This is a genomic window from Akkermansia massiliensis (genome assembly GCF_023516715.1).
Taxonomy (GTDB): Bacteria; Verrucomicrobiota; Verrucomicrobiia; order Verrucomicrobiales; family Akkermansiaceae; genus Akkermansia; species Akkermansia massiliensis.
This window is the reverse complement of record NZ_JAMGSI010000001.1, coordinates 570,342-588,614: the sequence shown is the minus strand read 5'-3', so window position 1 is coordinate 588,614 and position 18,273 is coordinate 570,342. Positions and strand designations below refer to the sequence as shown.

9 protein-coding genes are annotated in these 18,273 nt (G+C 61.0%); 3 read left to right on the top strand and 6 right to left on the bottom strand.

Annotated elements, in window-relative coordinates; all coding sequences use genetic code 11:
• Positions 1–91: 91 nt before the first annotated feature.
• On the top strand, positions 92–1,477 hold the full coding sequence (locus M8N44_RS02450; protein ID WP_343207013.1) for a replication-associated recombination protein A: 1,386 nt from the start codon (positions 92–94) through the stop codon (positions 1,475–1,477).
• Here the strand turns inward: M8N44_RS02450 and M8N44_RS02445 are convergent.
• The 3 genes from M8N44_RS02445 to M8N44_RS02435 all read right to left on the bottom strand — a co-directional run bounded on the left by M8N44_RS02445 (position 1,472) and on the right by M8N44_RS02435 (position 10,237).
• A complete protein-coding gene (locus tag M8N44_RS02445; protein ID WP_180975169.1) occupies positions 1,472–4,057 on the bottom strand; it encodes a glycoside hydrolase family 2 protein in 2,586 nt (861 codons plus the stop codon). The genes M8N44_RS02450 and M8N44_RS02445 overlap by 6 nt on opposite strands.
• Before the next feature lie 149 nt (positions 4,058–4,206).
• The gene (locus M8N44_RS02440) at positions 4,207–8,076 is read right to left on the bottom strand and encodes a glycoside hydrolase family 2 TIM barrel-domain containing protein (protein WP_102728301.1); all 3,870 of its coding nucleotides are present in this window, start codon (positions 8,074–8,076) and stop codon (positions 4,207–4,209) included.
• Positions 8,077–8,098: 22 nt separating this feature from the next.
• Entirely contained in the window at positions 8,099–10,237 is a 2,139-nt protein-coding gene (locus M8N44_RS02435) for a glycoside hydrolase family 2 protein (protein WP_102728300.1), read from the bottom strand.
• A gap of 351 nt (positions 10,238–10,588) precedes the next feature.
• Between M8N44_RS02435 and M8N44_RS02430 the strand changes: the two genes are divergently transcribed.
• Positions 10,589–11,656 (top strand): tyrosine-type recombinase/integrase, encoded by a 1,068-nt coding sequence (locus M8N44_RS02430; protein ID WP_180970937.1) that lies wholly within the window; start codon positions 10,589–10,591, stop codon positions 11,654–11,656.
• Positions 11,657–11,727: 71 nt separating this feature from the next.
• Here the strand turns inward: M8N44_RS02430 and speA are convergent, their stop codons facing one another.
• On the bottom strand, positions 11,728–13,665 hold the full coding sequence (gene speA / locus M8N44_RS02425; protein ID WP_022396718.1) for a biosynthetic arginine decarboxylase: 1,938 nt from the start codon (positions 13,663–13,665) through the stop codon (positions 11,728–11,730).
• A gap of 23 nt (positions 13,666–13,688) precedes the next feature.
• Positions 13,689–14,891, bottom strand: coding sequence for a carboxynorspermidine decarboxylase (gene nspC / locus M8N44_RS02420; RefSeq protein ID WP_102728299.1), 1,203 nt, complete (start codon positions 14,889–14,891; stop codon positions 13,689–13,691).
• Between the two features lie 224 nt (positions 14,892–15,115).
• Here nspC and M8N44_RS02415 point away from each other — a divergent pair, with 224 nt between their 5' ends.
• Positions 15,116–15,859, top strand: coding sequence for a hypothetical protein (locus tag M8N44_RS02415; protein ID WP_146017735.1), 744 nt, complete (start codon positions 15,116–15,118; stop codon positions 15,857–15,859).
• Positions 15,860–16,568: 709 nt separating this feature from the next.
• Here M8N44_RS02415 and M8N44_RS02410 read toward each other — a convergent pair.
• Positions 16,569–18,254, bottom strand: a complete 1,686-nt coding sequence (locus tag M8N44_RS02410) for a sulfatase (RefSeq protein ID WP_249852996.1) — start codon at positions 18,252–18,254, stop codon at positions 16,569–16,571.
• Between the last annotated feature and the right edge of the window lie 19 nt (positions 18,255–18,273).

Below are 18,273 nucleotides of genomic sequence, written 5' to 3'. Positions count from 1 at the left end.
AAACACCCGCTCCATGACACGCCAGCCCGTCCGCTCCGCCTGAAATGCCATGATGCGCCCCTTGCCTTCCTTTTTCCCGCGGCGTATGATGATGAGCATGAAAAAAGACGACACGCCGGGCCTGTTTGCCGCCTTCGCGGACCGGCCCCTGGCGGACCGCCTGAGACCGGCCGCCCTGGAGGAAATCGTGGGCCAGGACCACCTGCTGGGGGAGGGAGGGCCCATCCGGCTCATGGCGGATTCCGGCAAGCTGACCAGCTTCGTCCTGTGGGGGCCGCCCGGCTGCGGAAAAACCACGCTGGCGCGCATCCTGGCTACGCGCACGTCCATGCACTTCGTCGCGCTCTCCGCCGTCTTCTCGGGCATGGCGGATCTGAGGAAAGCCTTTGACGAGGCCGCCAAACGGCGGGAATACGGCCAGGGAACCCTCCTCTTCGTGGATGAAATCCACCGGTTCAACCGCGCCCAGCAGGACGGCTTCCTGCCATACGTGGAAAACGGAACCGTCACGCTCGTGGGCGCCACCACGGAAAACCCCTCCTTTGAACTGAACAGCGCCCTTCTCTCCCGCTGCAAGGTCTTCGTCATGCATTCCCTGGACGCTCCGGCGCTGGAAAGCATCATTGAGCGGGCGGAATCCCTTCTCCAGCGCAAGCTGCCGCTCGCCCCGGAAGCGCGCGCCACCCTCATTGAACTGGCGGGCGGAGACGGCCGCTACCTCATCAACCTGATGGAAAGCGTCTTTGACCTCTGCAAGCCTGACGAGACGCTGGACACGCCGGCCCTGCTGAAAATCGTCCAGCAGCGCGCCCCGGTTTACGACAAGGACCGGGAGGGCCACTACAACCTCATCAGCGCCCTGCACAAGTCCCTGCGCGGCTCTGATACGGACGCCGCCCTGTACTGGGCCGCACGCATGCTCCAGGGCGGGGAAGACCCGCTCTACCTGCTGCGCCGCCTCACCCGCTTCGCCATGGAGGACATCAGCCTGGCGGACCCCGCCGCGCTGCAAATGGCCATTGCCGCATGGGACACCTATGAACGCCTGGGCTCTCCGGAAGGAGAGCTGGCGATCGCGGAACTGGTCATCTACCTGGGCTGCGCCCCCAAATCCAACAGCGCCTACACCGCCTGGGGAGCGGCCCGGAAGGCGGCCAGGGAATACGGCTCCCTGATGCCTCCGGCGCACATCCTGAACGCTCCCACCAAATTGATGAAGGAGCTGGGCTACGGAAAAAATTACGCGTACGACCACGACGCGCCGGACGCCTTTTCCGGGCAGAACTACTTTCCGGACAAAATGCCCCGCCGCCAGTTCTACAAGCCGCCGGAACGGGGCTTTGAACGGGAAATCAACAAGCGGCTGGCATACTGGGACAAACTGCGCCGCCAGCGGGCAGAGGAGGATTCCGGAAGCTCCGGCACGCGGAGGAGCCGGAAAAAGCCCCCCGCTCCGGAGGAACAGGCCCCCTCATGAGGCATCCGCCGGCCACACGGCCACTTCCGCAATCCCCTGCCCCGGCGACAGCCGGATGCGGACATACCTGGCCTTCGCCTCCCCGGAACACGCGGCGGTCAATCCGGCCCCGTCCTTCAGAAGAACGGTTTTCACATCCTTCCAGGTTTTGCCGTCTTTGCTGACCTGCACCACGGGAGGCTGCCCTTTCCATATTCCGGCGGCTTTCGCCTCCACGCGGTCCAGGCTGAACTCAAACTCCATGTCCAGCCTCCACCATGGCTCCCTGTCTTCTGCGGACGGCACCCATGCGGAAGCGCCGTCGCCATCGGACGCCTTCATCGCGTCCTGAAGATTGGAGGAAGCGGAACAAGGCCTCAAAACCGCCAGGTTCGCCTTCTCTCCGGCTCCGGTTCCGGACTGCCCGTACCGCGCCACCTGGGCGTCCCTCTCCTGCGCGGTAAAACGCTTGTAGGGCCTCTCCCGGGTTTCCGCGCTCCTGCCCGCCACGTACGCCGGGGCGTTCCGGGAAACAATCTGGATGCTGTCCCCCTTCAATCCCGGGGAAGACGCCTTGATGACCGTTTTCCCGGCGTAATAAGACCGGAACTCAATAGCCGCGCAGCCGTCAATGAGGTCAATGTCCGTCCCGGGCGTGAACGTGATGCTCTTGCCGGTGGGAAACTCCCCGGGGCCGGACTCCACCGTGAGCGTTACCGGAACGGCATTGGCTACCTGCCTGCCGGAGGCATCCGCCACCTTCACGGTCACGTGCACGTCGTCCGTGCCGTCAGCCGGGCTGATGGCCTTCTTGTCCGCGGACAGCTTCACCTGCGCCGGAGTTCCCTTCACGGGCCATTCCGGCGGGGGAATGTTCCTGAACTCATTCCTATACCAGTACCAGGCCCGCTTGGGAATGCGGAAATAATCCACAATGCCCATGCGGCCGCCGGAGGGCCAGATGCTGCCGTGGTCAAAACCGCACCAGACCGCCTCCCCCACGCGCCAGGGATAGCGCACTCCCGCCTCCTTGTCCTTCTTCATATCCCCCCAGCCCGGCGCATACGCCCCCGGCCTCTTGCAGCTCACGGAACCGTACTCCGTCACCATGCTGGGCCTGCCGGGCGTCTTCACGTGGGAGCCGTCCCCGTTAAAGGCGGCCATGTCCCCCAGCTGGTCGAATTTTCCGCGCTGGCCACCTCCCGCGCACACGGGGCGCGTCGGGTCCAGCTCCTTCACCAGGGCAATGAGCTTGCCGCACAGGGCCCTGGCCTCCGGCGTATGCCGGGTAAAAAACGGTTCGTTGCTGATGCTCCAGATGACGATGGAAGGGTGGTTCCGGAATTGCAGCACCATCTCCCTCACCTGGCGCATGCAGCTCTCCTCAAACGCGGCGCGGTCCTTCTCGTCCGTGGGGTAGGCGTCGCAATTCCAGTACCTGTCGTGCTCCTTGAAACCGCCCATGCCCCAGAAAATGCCTTCATTCAGCATGCACATCCCCTCCCGGTCGCAGGCGTCCAGAAAAGCCGGGGAATGGGGGTAATGGGAGCCGCGGATGAAATTGAACCCGGCGTTCTTCATCAGCAGCACGTCACGGCGCGCTCCGGCGTCCGTCACGGCATCCCCCCATCCTGCGTGGTCCTGGTGCACGTTGGCTCCTTGCAGGTAAACGGGCTTCCCGTTAATCAGCATGCCCCGGTCCGCCGTCAGCTCCAGGGTGCGGAAGCCCAGGGGATTCTCCGCCCGGTCCAGCACTTTTCCCCCTTCGCCCACCAGCTCCGTCGTCACGCGGTACATGTTGGGGGCTGACGGACTCCACAGCCTGGGAGCGGCCAGCGGGGGCAGGTCCGTCTGAACACGGGCTTCCTTTCCCGCGCCCAGCTCCACGGGCTTCTCCCCGCGCAGAACCACACGGTCGCCCTTCTCCTCGCGCACCGTGTGGCGCACGGAAAACTTCTTCATTTCCGGGGAATCATTCTTCACCTCCGTCAGGATGCGGACCTTCCCGCAGGAAGGAGTCACTTCCGGCGTCTGCACCCAGACGCCGTGCGCGGGAAGATGCACGGGAGAACACACGTTCAGATGCACGTTCCGGTACAGGCCGCCGGAAAAGGTATGCTCTCCCGCCCGCGGGGCGATGCGGGGACTCCAGCGGTTGTCCACGCGCACCTCCACCCAATTCTCTCCGGGCTTCAGGAAAGGCGTCAGATCCGTCCGGAACGCCGTATACCCTCCTTCATGCGTTCCTGCGGCCTTTCCGTTCACCGTCACCTCCGCCACCTGGAAGGCTGCGCCGCAATCCAGAAAAACCTTCTGCCCCACCCATTCCTCCGGCATCACGAGCTTCTTGCGGTAGGAGCCGCGCCCCGTGTAAAAGGAATCGGACATGAAATAGGGCAGGCTGAACGTATGGGGCAGATGCGCCGTCTGCCAGCCGCTCTTTCCGGGCTCGTCTTCCAGCCGGAACTCCCAGCCGCGGTTCCAGACCATCCTCTTGCAGGGGGCCGGAGCTTCCCCAGCGACGGAAACGGGCGTTTCCGCTCCGGCTGCGGAGAGGCACAGAACGGCGGCGCCCAGCATGTAAGCAATCATCTTGCGCATGAGCATACTACCAGACCGCGGCATTCTTTCTTTCAATCAAAAAACATTCCCGCGCCTTGTAGCCCCGCAACGGCAAAGCCGTGCACCCCTTCCGGGCTGCACGGCTGGAAAAAGCCTTCCTTCAGGAAAGCGGCGCTTGCGCCGGTCCGCTACTGGGTAATGATATTCAACTCCGCCACAGTGGCGCTCTGCTCGCCGCCCTTCACCGGGGAGCGGGCGTCCAGCTTGAAATAGCGGGCCTCCACAGGCTTGCCGAAGTCGATGCGCTGAACGGCGGGATCCTTCCGGATGTAATGGTAGGTGAACTGGCCTTTTTTCACTTCCTTCCAGTTCTGCCCGTCATCGGAAACGGAGAACGTGTACTGGCTGATGAGGCCCTTGTCCTTGTCCATTCTGGGCGTGTAGATGAATCCGGTGAACTTCATTCTGGTTCCCATGTCCACGGCAATGGAGTGGGGGAAGCCCGGCAGGCCGTTCGTATAGGACGTGTGCCAGCAGGTATCCGGATTCCCGTCAATGGCGAAGTGGGCGAAGCCGGTATCCGGCTCTTCCGAGGAAGCGCTCAGGATCTTCCATTCGCCCTGCCCCTTGACGAGGGGGAATTTCCGCTCGCCGGGAGACGTGGGAGGCACCTTGCCGGATTTTCCGGCGGCAGCCCAGGCCCTCACTTCCCCTTCGGGAAGCTTGAAGGGTTTCCGGTACGTTTTTTCCGGTCCCTTGTTGACGGAATACTTCATCTCCGCTCCGGGCGTGGAGGAAACCAGGCTGACCATGCCGTCCCCGTCCCGTTCAATCACGGGGGAATGGGGCACGCCCAGTCCCGCGCGCGCCAGGTTCAGCAGGGCGGACGTGGGGGCCAGCACAAAGCCCAGGGGGGTGGCTTCGCTCAGCGTCTGGTACTTCGCCAGGGGGCGCGGCCCGCAGGAGGAACCGCCCAGCCCCATCTGGAAGGCGTCCAGATTCACGACCACCTTGTCCTTCTCCGGCAGCCTGTCCAGGCTTTTGGCGTTGTTGAGCTCCTTCGGCGTATAACGCAGGATGGACACTTCCAGCGGGGCCCTGGGAGAGGCGGAGCCTACCCACAGCGCCGGAGCCGCCTTGGGTCTGGACAGGGCCACCCAGTCCGTCTCCATGCGGTTGCCCATGTCCTGGGGGCGGGAATAGGCAAAAAACATGTCGTCCACGGAAGTGCGGAACACGTCCTTCCAGCAGCTCGTGCGGCGGTCCCGGTAATTGTCCCACGGCCCCAGCCCCAGGTATTCCACCTGGTCATAGGCGGCAGGCATCCCGAAGGTGACGCCCAGCCGCAGGAGCTCTTCCCCCTTGGCGGAGGGATACATTCTGACGGAGGCATTGATGACGCCGTTGCCGAACACCGTCCAGGCAACCTCCCCGGAGAAGGAAAGGCCGGAGCCTTTCGTCCGGAATTGCGCCGTAATGCGGGCCACGCCGGGAGAAATGACGGCGGCCTTCACATCGGAATACTCCGCCTTCATGGTCTGCATCTTCATCTTCCCCTCAACCTTGCTCCTGATCCAGGCGTCGTTGTCCACCGGGGAACGGTACGCCTGGAGCGCCACCGGATAGCCGGGCAGAATCAGGTCCTGGCTGCCGTACCGGAGGGCGGAAAGCATGCCGTCCTTGAAGGAGGCGGAAAAGCCCTTCCCCTGCACCACCACGGGATCGCCCTGGCGCACGGAGACGGCGGGCAGCGCCGCCGGAGCCTTCACGGAAGCCTCCTTCTCCACGGCCGCCGGGAACCACTCGTAAGCTTCGCACTCGTCCGCCACATGCTCCAGTTGTTTGGCGGAAAGCTCCTTCACGTCTTCCGGCAGCTTGAACCGGGCGTCCGCCAGAACCATCAGGGAGCCCGTCTGCATGGCGGCGGAAGGCAGTTTCACCGTCACGGACTTGCCGGGGGCCGTCTCCGGCAGAGCCATGCGCTCCACGGCATGCTTGCCGCCGGGCGCGAGGGACACCAGGTAAAGCGTATAGCCCTTCAACGGCTTGTGGAAATACTTGTTGCGAACGGTCAGGGAACCGTCCTTGCGGTCAAAGGCCATGTACTGGTACACCTTCTTTACTTCCTTCGTCTTGGCCGTGGTGTTCCGGTTGCCCAGAATGATGCCGTTGTCGCAGAAATTGGCCTGGTTGGGCCTGTCCCCGAACATGCCGCCGTAGGCCTGCGTCACGCCCTTGAAGGGAGCGGGCTTGTAAATGCCGTTCCCGGCAGGGTTGGCGCGGAGGGACTGGTCCACAAAATCCCAGATGGCCCCGCCCACCATGCGAGGGGAGGACTCAAAGGCTTCCATGTACTCCTTGAAATTGCCCAGGGCATTCCCCATGGAATGGGCGTATTCGCACACGAAGAAGGGGCGGGAAGTCTTCTGCCTCCCCCAGTTTTCCACCCGGTCCACGGGCGGATACATGGCGGAATCCATGTCCACGGCCTTATGGCCGTGCGGGAATTCGCAGTAATGGAGGGGGCGCGTATCGTCATAGGCCCTGATGGCTTCCGAGGCCGCTTCAAAATTCGGCCCGTTGCCGGACTCGTTGCCCAGGGACCAGAACACGATGGAGGGATGGTTCTTGGAACGGTGCACCATGCTCATGTTGCGTTCCACATGCGCCTTCTTCCATGAAGGCTTCCGGGAAATATCCATGCCGCTGTTGCGGATGCCGTGGGCCTCGCAGTTGGCTTCATCCATCACGTACAGGCCGTAGCGGTCGCACAGTTCGTAGAAATAGGGATGGTTGGGATAGTGGGAGCAGCGGACGGTGTTGATGTTGTGCGCCTTGATGATCTGCACGTCCTTTTCCATCACCTCCCGCGGGATGGCGCGCCCGTAGTCCGGATGCGCTTCATGACGGTTGACGCCCTTGAACTTGACGGCCTTTCCGTTGACCAGCACCGCGCCGTTATCGGCGATTTCCACGGAACGGAAGCCGATATTGACGGACCGGGGGTCCTTCCCGTTCAGGGAATAGGTCACCTTGTACAGGTTGGGCGTTTCCGCCGTCCACGGCTTCACGCCGGGAAACTTCCTGTCCAGAGCCACCTGAACCTCGCCTCCGGCGGGAATGGCGGGAACTTCCAGCGTGCCGGAATCCAGCCTGCCCCTGTTGTCCGTCTGCACGCGGCCGGAGCCGCTCGCGCCCTCCCAATTTAAATTGGTGGAAATCCCTTCAATGGAATAATCCAGCTTCATTCCGGCGGGAATATCCTTCTTGCCGGAATTGCGGATGGTGAACGTTCCGTCCAGCACCCCGGTCGTGTAATCCTTCCTGTCCAGCCCCGCCTTCAGGAACAGGTCGCGCACGTGCACCTGCGGCTGGGCGAACAGGGTCACGTCCCGGAAAATGCCGGAAAGGCGCAGGAAATCCTGGTCCTCCAGATAGGAGCCGTCGCTCCAGCGGTACACCTCCACGGCAATCGTGTTCCTGCCCGGCTTCACATAGGGAGTCAGGTCGAACTCGCCGCCCGTATAGGAATCCTCGGAATAGCCGACTTTCCGGCCATTCACCCACACGTAAAAGGCGGACTCCACCCCGTCAAACCGGATCATTACCTGCTCCCCCTTCCAGGAGGCGGGGAGATTGAAATCCCGTCGGTAGGAGCCCACGGAATTGCGCTCCTTGTATGCCGGCCAGTTCCTGGGCGGCTCTCCCATCACCTTGGGGGGATTCGGCTTGAAGGGATACGGGACGTTCGTGTAAATGGCCGTTCCATAGCCCGCAAGCTGCCAGTTGGAAGGCACCTTGACCGTATCCCATCCGGAAACGGAATAGGAAGGCTTGAAGAAATCGGCAGGCCTCCCGTCCGGCGTCATGGAAAACTTGAACTTCCAGTCACCGTTCAGGCTCAGCGTCTTGTCTCCCGCCGGGAGAACGGAGGCGCGGGGAGCCTCCTTGTTGATTCCCGTCACCTCTTCATTCTCCCAGTCCGGGGCTTCCCCCAGCAGGGGAAGCGCCGGAGCCAGGCACATCACGGAAAACAGGAATGCTCGTACCGTCTTCATCTCGGGTCAGGTGCTGGATTGCTTACTTGTACTTGTTGATGGAAGGGTCCTGATAGCGCTCGGAATCCTTCTTTCCTTCCTCCCCCCCGGAAGGCTTCAAGGTCCATTTGCAGGAATCCGTGTACGTTTTCCCGCCCACGGAGGCCGTGGCCGTGATGGTGTTGACACCGGGCTTGAGAGTCACTTCAGGCCAGACGGCGCGCTTCAATTCATCCGGCTTGACGCTTCCCACGGCCTTCCCGTTGACGGCCAGCTTCACCGCAGGGGCATTGCTGTAAACCTTCACGGGCACCGTCTTTTCCGTGCGCTCCGCAAACCTGCGGGACGTAATGTACACAGTCGGCTGGGGACTCCAGTTGGCCTTGTAGAAGAAATAGGCGTCCTTGGGCGTCTTGCGGTCATAGGTCACCAGCCCCTTGTCATTGATGCCGGGGCTTTCCCCCTCAAAGCGGGAGGCGGAACCGAAGTCAAACATGTTCCAGACAAAGGAGCCCCACACCTCCGGCCTCTCCCTGATGCACTTGTAATTGATCTCATGCGCCTGGGACTGCCATTCCTCCGGATGCCAGAACCCCGTGGGGGACGGCCTTTTGGCCGGATTCTCATGCATGCCCGTGCTGGCGCCATGGCCGTATTCGCTGACGGCGATTCCCATTTTGCCGCCGTAATCGCGGATGTAGCCGTTCAGGTTCCCCTTCATGGTTTCCGGGCCGCCCCCGTACCAGCCGGGATACGTATTGAACGCGATGTGGTCCGGAATATTGTTCAGCTTCTTGCGGCCCGCCTGGTTGCTGGCCGCCACTGTCATGCGGGAGGGGTCCGTCTCCTTCACGAACTTGTTCAGTTCCGTCAATTCAGCCTCCATGTCCACCCCTTTGGAGGAAGCCTCCGGCTGGTGGCCGATTTCATTGAAAATGCCCCACATGCAAATGGAGGGGTGGTTCCAGTGCTGGTAAATCATTTCCCGGGCCTGGAGGCGGTTGTTCTCCCGGAACTCCGGCGTATCACGCACCAGGTTGACGTTGGGCACCTCGGACCAGACGACCAGCCCCGTCTTGTCGCACAGGTCGTAAACATTACTGGAGGCGGGATAGTGGCCCGTTCTCAAGCCGTCCGCTCCCATGTCTGCAATCAGCCGGATGTCCCGCGCCTCATCTTCCGGAGAAAGCGCCCAGCCCTTCCCCTTCATGTCCTGGTGGCGGCTGACGCCCTTGACCTGCATGGGCTTCCCGTTCAGGACAAAGCCCTTCCCGGGATCGACGGAAACGGTCCGGAGGCCCAGAGGCTGCACTATTTCGTCCGTCTGGCCGTCCGCCGTCCTGATGGAAGTCTTCACCTGGTAGAGGTAGGGATTCCTGACTCCGTTCCAGAGCACGGGCTTGGCGATCGCCAGCGTTACGGGAACCTCCAGGTTCTTCTTTTCCCCGGCGGCTTTCACCGTCTTTCCGGCCACCTTCCTGCCCTTCATGTCCAGGATTTCCACGGCTACATCCACGTCCCGCGCCTTCCCGTCCGAGTTCAGCAGGGTCTTCACTTCCACCTCCGCTTTGGACTTATCCAGGGACTTCGTCGTAATGAAGACGCCGGGGGAGGCGTAAAAGAGGGGGTCAATGCACACGCCGTCCGTTTCAATCAGCTCAATGGGCCGGTACAGGCCGCCGAACATGGAAAAATCCCCGCGCTGGGGCGCTATATGTTCCCGCTGCGTATTGTCCACCAGAACGGAAACCGTGTTGGCGCCTTGTTTCAGGAGGGGAGTGATTTCATAACAGAAAGCGGTAAACGCCCCCTCATGCCTGCCGGCAGGCTTCCCGTTGACGGAAACCTCGGAAACGATGCTGGCGCCTCCGCCGCGGATGAAATACCTCTTGCCCGGCCTGGGGGCCACCGGAAGAGTGCGGGAATAAACGGCGGAGCCGCGCCGGTAGGCGTCGCTGTTGACGGACTTGGCGTCTCCGCGCTGCCCCTTCACGCCGTCCGCGGCATCCTCCGCATTCCAGGTATGGGGAACCGCCACCTTCCCGGAAGAGCCTCCGTTGAAGCTGTAATCCCAGGAGCCGTTCAGGGAATGGACCTCACGGGCATCAGCCGCCAGAAAGGAGCCCAGGGCGCAGCACAGCCCGGCACACGATACGTTGAAAGAGTGAATTCTGATGTTCATGGTACAGCGGAATAATTTATCTCATACGTTCAGGCATGTAAAATACTTTCATCCTGCGGGGGAGTTCTCCCCTTCTTCTAACAAGAATTTATTGGCGTCAAATGGATAGTGTTCAATTTGACATTCATGAACATAACCATGCTTTCTAACATTTTCGGTTCCTGCACTACCAGAAACTTTGATTTTCCGATCGGATCAAAGAAAACATAAGTAACAACATATCCTTTACGGTTACGCGTTTTCCGATGGAAAGCATAAGTTTTCTTTACTATAAGGATGGCCTTTTTCATTAAAACCGTGTTTGTACAAACACGAGGAATGAGTATGAGAAAAGCACCGAATACAAATAAGTTGAAATACGTTGGAGCCGCGCTTCTGGAAGGGGAATCAGTCACCCTGATCCAGGCTGCAAGGCTGGTATTGGAAATCAAGGAGGCCCTGGGAGATGAAATCTGCACCATCACCCGGTGCAGGGAAGTCGTCTCCCTGGGACTGAACGCCATCAAGAACAAACACCATACCGTCAGCTTCGGTACGGCGGCCGTGGAATGCCTGCGTTCCAAAAGCCATCGCCGTCCCCGGACGCTGACGGACATCAGGAGCATCATCCACAAGCTCAAGAAGAGCAACCCGGAACTGGAGCACACGCCCCTCCGGAACCTGAGCGTGGAGGAATGCCAGAGCATCCTGATGAACACCTTCACCACGTCCCGTCAGAGGCACAAGGCGAGGCTCATCCTGAGCGGCATCTTCTCCTTCTCCGTCAAGCGCGGATGGTGTGATGAAAACCCCATCCTCCGCGTGGATACGCCCTTCCTGCGGGAGCAGGAAATTCCCGCCCTGACGCTGAAAGAAGTGACCCAGCTTCTCAAGGCGTGCATGGATGAATTTGACGGAAGCTGCGTGGCTGGAGCGGCCCTGATGATCTTTGCGGGCATCCGTCCGCAGGAAGTGGAACGCCTGCTCTGGGAAAACATCGCCATCCGCGACGGCTGCGTGATCCTGAACTCCAAGCATACCAAGACCGGAGGCGCCAGACACGTCACCATCCTGCCCGTGCTTGCCAAATGGCTCAAATTCTGCCGTGACAAAAGCAAGCCCGGACCCGGCACGCCCATCTGCCCGAAGGGCTGGACGATCAAGTGGCGCAAAATCCGCAAAAAAGCCGGCTGGGGCGGAAGAAAGAAATCATGGGTGCCTGACTGCCTGCGGCATACCTATGCCAGCTATCACGCCAAGCACTTCAAGGACTACAACCTGCTGCAAATGGAAATGGGCCACCGCTCCTCCTCCCTGCTCCGCACGCGGTACCTGAACATGAAAGGCATTTCCCCGCAAACGGCCACGCGCTTCTGGGGGCTGACGCCGGCCAAGGTCATTGCGGAGACGGAACCGCCGGAAGAACCGCCGGCGGCCTGATGGGCAAAGAGAAAAACGCTTTGGAACGGAAGGCCCTTTTCCCTGCCGGGGCATGGAAAAAAGGCCGTTTCCTACAGCTCGTAATAGGTATATCCGTTCAGGCCGGAACGGAACACTTCCAGAGCCCTCCGGCGTTCTGACGGCGATATTTTCCCGTCGGCTACGGCCTGTTCCGCAAACGTGCGGAACTTGTTGATCAGCTCCTTGGGGTCATACTCCACGTAGGAAAGGACGTCAGCCACCGTATCGCCCTCCACTTCATGGGTGTAAACGGGGCGGCCGCCTTCCAGGTGCACGCCCACCACGTTCGTATCCCCCAGCAGGTTGTGCAGGTCTCCCAGGGTCTCCTGATAGGCCCCCACCAGGAACACGCCTATGTAATAATCGTCCTCTCCGGGCTTGATGGCATGGAGGGGGAGAGCGGTAGCCACGTCCTCACGGTCGATGAAATGGTCTATCTTCCCGTCGCAGTCACAGGTAATGTCCGCCAGCACGGCCTTGTTCGTGGGCCGTTCGTTCAAACGGTGCAGAGGCATCACGGGGAAAAGCTGGCGGATGGCCCAGGAATCCGGCAGGGACTGGAACAGGGAGAAATTGCCGTAATAAAAGTCCACCATGGAGCAGGAAAGCTCCCGGAGGTCTTCCGGAATGGTTTCCATCTCCGCCAGCATGCGGGAAATGCGGCTCAGGATGTGCCAGTAATAGGCCTCTCCCAGCCCGCGCTGGCGCAGGGTGGCGTTCCCGTAAAAAAACTGGGCGCGCAGCTGGTCCCGGTAATAGCAGGCGTCATTGTAGCACTCCTGCATGTTCTTCCTGGCCAGGGTCCGGTCCGTATCCGCAAAAGCCTTCAACAGCTCCGGCGCATCCTCCGGCAGCTCGGGCGGCGGTTCCTCGCCCGGCGCGCTCGTCACGTCCAGCACGTTGAACACCAGCACGGAATAATAGGCCACCACGGCACGCCCGGACTCCGTCACCAGCGTGGGATGGGGCACCTCGTACTTGGTGCACATATCCCCCACCACCTCCACCACGTCACGGGCGAACTCCGCAATGGAATAGTTGCAGGAGGAATGGAAATTCGTCTTGGACCCGTCGTAATCCACGGCCAGGCCGCCGCCCATGTCCAGCGTGCCCAGCGGCGCTCCCTCCTTCACCAGGTCCACGTAAATGCGGGCGGCCTCCGTCAGCCCCTCGCGCACCACGGAAATATTCGGAATCTGGGAACCCTGGTGGTAATGGAGCAGCTTCAGGCAATCCAGCGCATCCACCTGCTTCAGCTTATCCACCACGTCCACCACCTGGGCCGCGTTCAGGCCGAACACGGACTTGTCCCCCGCGGACTCCTGCCACAGGCCGGACCCCTTGGCCGCCAGCTTGATACGCACGCCCAGATTGGGGCGGATGTCCATCCTCCGGGCGCGTTCCAGAATCACGTCCAGCTCGGAAGGCATTTCCAGCACAATGAAAATATTCAGCCCCATCTTCTGGGCCGTCAGCGCCAGGTCAATGAACTCGTCATCCTTGTACCCGTTGCAAATCAGGTAGGCATTCGGATTGTGCATGTGGGCCATGGCGGCAATCAGCTCCGGCTTGGAACCGGCCTCCAGACCGTAATCATACTTGGTGCCGAACTCCGCGATCTCCTCCACCACCTGCCGCTGCTGGTTCACCTTGATGGGGTAGACACCCTGGTACTTGCCCTGGTAATCCGCTTCCTTGATCGCCTTCCGGAAGCTGTCGTTCAGCTCCGCAATGCGGCTGCGCAGCAGGTCCCGGAAACGGAACAGCACGGGAACGGTGGTGCCGCGCTCCTTCAGGCCTTCCAGCAGGTCGCACAGGCTGATATCCTTCTTCCCGCCGTCCTCGTCGTTCAGGCGTACGGTCACCTCCCCTTTCTTGTTGATCCGGAAATAACCGTTCCCCCAGTCGTCAATGCCGTACAAATCTGCGGAATCATGATGACTCCAACCCCGGACTTTCTGCTTGATGCCTTCTTTAGCTGCTGCCATGTCAATCTGTCTGGTCAAATGTTCTAGCCCAGGCGGGCTTCAAAATCTTCATAAGTAAAGCGGCGCACCGTCTCCACGGAGCCGTCCTTCCTCTGGACGGCGATGTCCGGGTGGCGCACGCCGTTGAAAAACGTGGTCTTCACCATCGTATAATGCGCCATATCGTCAAACACAAGTTCGTCGCCCGCCGCCAGGGGCTCCGCAAAGGAATAATCCCCTATCCGGTCTCCCGCCAAACAGGTGGGCGCGCCCAGGCGGTACGTATGGGAGCCCTCCCCGGCGTTCCCCGCCAGCGCGTAGCTCTCCCCGGCCATCTGCACGGCGGGCTGCCGCGCGGAACGGAGGGAGGCGTCCCGGACAATCTGGAATACGTCCGGGCGGTAGGGCATTTCCAGCGTATCCGGCATGTGGGCGGACGCGGAAACATCCAGAACGGCGTGCTCCACCCCTTCCGAGGAAAAAATATCCAGCACCCTGCACCGCAGCACGCCGGTATGAATGGCTGCGGCCTCTCCCGGCTCCAGCCAGACCTCCACCCCGTAGCGCTCGCGAATGCGGCGGACGAGCTCCGCCAGCAGCTTCCGGTCATAGCCGGGCTTGGTAATCCAATGGCCCCCGCCCATGTTCAGCCACGTCATCTCCGGGCGGGACAGGATGTGGCCGAAGTGCCGTTCCACCGCGCCCAGCGTAGCCGCCAGGTCATCCGCCCCCTGTTCGCACAGGGTATGGAAATGAAGGCCGGAAATACCGGCCAAATCCGCCCCCTGCATGACGTCCGGCGTGACGCCCAGGCGGGAGCCGGGCGCGCAGGGGTCATACAGGGGCGTGTGGCCGGTGGAAAACCGGGGATTGACGCGCAAGCCGCACTTCAGTTCCCCGGAAAGAAAGCGGGGATGCCGCATCACCTCCTCCCGGAAGCGGCTCCACTGCGTCAGGCTGTTAAAATCAAGGTGGTCGGAAATCTCCGCCAGCTCCGCTATTTCTTCCGAAGCATAGCCGGGAGAATAGGTCAGCACATGCTTCCCGAACCTGCGCCGGGCCAGCCGCGCCTCCCACAGGCCGGACGCGCAGCAGCCGTCCAGCCAGGGGGACAGGGCATCAAAGCAGGGCCAGCAGGAAAAACCTTTCAGAGCCAGCACGATACGGCACCCGGCGGCATCCGCCACATCCCTCAGGATAAGGGCGTTGCGTTCCAGGGCAGACTCGCTGATGACGAAGGCGGACATAAAGCAACGACAACCTAAGCGATTCAGAACGATTTGCGAGAAAAATTTGAGTAATCTACCATCATACCCTCAAGGCGGCACGCATGAAAGGCTTCCGCCGCGCCTGCGCGGTTCCCCTCATCAAACGGAAACGTCAAAAAACGCCACAAATCGGCACTTCCTGCATTCTTTTCCTTGAAATGGGATGTGTTTTCCTCTTTTATAACGTAACCATTGCGATTGCCATGACTAACATTCATCCCTTCACCACTGCAGCAGCCTGCATCCTGACCGCCGGAGCAGCGCTCTTCACCAGCTCCTGCCAACCTACCTCTCCCGAGAGCTACGCCCGTCAATTCGCTACTGCCCAGCACGTTTCCGTACACGGGTACAACGGCCGTGAAACGCTGACCACCAGGGTTTACGCCGACTGGGGCGGCATGCCGGCCAATGCGCGCCGCGCCATGGAGGAATACATCAAGGGAGCCGAATGGAAAACGATGGACTACATCCGTCCGCAGTACTTCATCCAGGTGGACCGCTCCTACTGGGCGATCTGCATTGACAATGACGGCAACCTGGTGGGCATCATTCCCTTCCGCAATGGCAGGGACGCCCGCAAGATGTCCGTCAACAACCACTTCAAGATGCTGGTCAACACGACGGACCGCGCTCCCGCCCTGGGCTATGCCATCCTGAAAAACCTGGCCTATGCGGACGGCCTCCGCGTCAGCACACGCAAGGCTGACGGCCTGGAAACGCCCGTTCCGGCGCCCCCCGCCGTGAAGGTGGTCGTTCCTCCCAAGGAAACCGCTCCGGCTGCCGCCCCCGCCGCCAAGCCTGCCGCAGCTCCGGCTGCCGAACCCGGCACGACGGAGGAAACTCCTGCGGAAGACGCTACCGGAACGGAAGAAACTCCCGCTGCGGATAACGCGACTGAAGGCGGCGACGCCACGGCGACGGATGACGCCGCTTCCGACGACTTTTAAGATGCCTCCCCTTCCGGGGATGCCATCGCCTTAATTTCCATCACGCTCCGCCGGCACGTACGGCGGAGCGTTTTTTATCCCCGTTCCTCCGGAACAAAAGCAAGTTTGCCGTTATTTTCACCTTCTCCCCATCCTGAAAAAAGAGAATGGAAAAAATGCGTTTTTAAGCGGGACCGTATTTCCGGGAAGGGGAAACTTCCTCCGCTGAATATCGGAAAAGCTACCGCAGGAAAGGCAGGGAGGCTCCCTGCCCGGATGGGGGCAGAATGGCCGTCCCGGGGAATACGCCGTTTTCCCGTGTTTTTCCATGGACAGCCTGCGGAAAAATGGCTTGCCTGAAAAGCCCGGAGGATTCCACGCGGACCGCATGGAGCGCCGCAAGCCTTTGCGGCAGATGAAAAGAAACTGAGGGCCAGCGAACGGATATTGAAAAAAGTCCGTTAATCAAAACAGCGTACGCCCTCCGTCCGCCTGTTCATGCGGAAGCCGCAGAAATTGGCGGCTCTTACCGCAAGTCTTTTCAGAACAGGAACGCGGCGCGGAGAAAAGCGCCTGTGAACAGCCCGTTTCATGGGGAAACTGCCCTTCCGGCAAAGGCGGTCACAAGCTGAATGCCCTGCCGGAAGCAGGGCATTCCCATTCACCCGCCTTCACCAGAGGCACATCTGCCGGCCCTGATGGAAAAGAAACCGGAAACTGCTGCGGAATCTCAATTCCCGCCCTTCTTCACCTGGTCGGGCCACGGAACGGAGCTTCCTTCCGGCGCGCCCAGTTCATTACCCTTCTTGTAGGTGGGCATCTGCGCCTTCCGCTCGCGGAGCAGCTTGCCCATCAGGCCGGCCATTTCCTTCAACTTCCGCGGTTCCCTGGCAGCCAGGTTTTCCTTTTCACCGATATCCTTCTTCAAATTGTACAGCTCAAAGCTCTGGTTCCCGTGACGGTAAATCAGCTTCCAGTCCCCGTGGCGCAGGGCGGTGGAAGCGCCGTACTGAGGAGCCTGACGATTGTTTTCCCCCCAGTTGTTGGGCTGGTGGAACAGCAGGGGACGGTCCGCAGGGAACCGGCCTCCCTTGAGCAGCGGGACCAGGCTCAGGCCGTCCAGCTTCTGCGGAACCTTGGCGTTCCGGCATCCCGCTATATCCAGAAGGGTCGGGAAAAAGTCGTCAATCACCACCGGAACAGCGCACCTGGAACCGCCCTTCGTCACGCCGGGCCAGGAAACGATCATGGGCTCCCGGATGCCGCCCTCCATGCACGATCCCTTGCCGAAGGAAAGGGGATAATTGGCGTCCTCATTGCCCAGCCTGCCGGAAATGGCCAGGCCGCCGTTGTCCGACATGAACACCAGCACCGTGTTCTTGTCCATGTCATGCTCCTTGAGGTACTTCATGATATCCCCCAGGCTCTTGTCCATCCCCTCGATCAACCCGGAATAATGCTTCTCCACCGGAGACCACTTGTGCCCGTCCTCCGGATTCTTGTAGGAATCCGCAAACCTCTTGTCGTAGGCGCGTTCATCCAGCGGGGCGTGCAGGGCGTACTGGGCCATGTACAGGTAAAAGGGCTTGCCGGCCTCCTTCGGATTGGTCCTGATGGCTTCCAGCCGCTTGAGGGCCTCAAGAGTCAGCGCCTCCGTCAAAAATACGTCGTCCTGGTAATAATTATTCTCATCCAGCCCGCGCACATGGTTGAACCCTTTTCCGTAATGCTTGGAACCGCGGTAATCTGCCGGGTGACCGATCTCCGTACCCGCAATATTGTAGTCAAACCCCATATTCAACGGGTTGGATCCCGGCGTTCCCTGGGTGCCGAAATGGGCCTTCCCGCAGTGCACGGTGACGTAGCCGCACTTCTTCAGCATCTCCGGCAGCGTGGCCGCTGTGACGAAGGGGCGCGTCATGTTGTAATGCATGTCTTCCCCGGAAATGGGGCGTTTCGTCGTCCCCCGGGCGGGAATCCCGACCGGCTGGAGGCCGTTGAGGGCCCAGTCCGGCGGCTGGAGATTTTTGTTGTTGCGGTCCGTCGTTCCGTTCTGCTCCCTCACCCAGCAGGTCACGCGGTGCCGCGCCGGATTCATGCCGGACATCAGGCTCACGCGGGAAGGCGTGCAGAGGGGATGGGCGTACGCATCCGTAAACGTCATGCCCTGCGCGGCCAGCTTCTCCATGTTGGGCGTGCGGTAGCGCTTGTTCAGGAACGTCTTCTTCGGGTTGCCCCGGTCGTCGGACCAGAACGGGTGGGACGTATCCTGCCAGCCCATGTCATCCACCAGGAAAACGATGATATTGGGCTTCTTTCCGGAAACGGGGTGGGAAGTATTGCTCTGGGCGGACGCCCCGGCAAGCAGGGAAAACGCGCCGCAGGCGGCGGACAGGAGACAGGCGGAGAACTTCATGGTCGCAGCATATTTAATA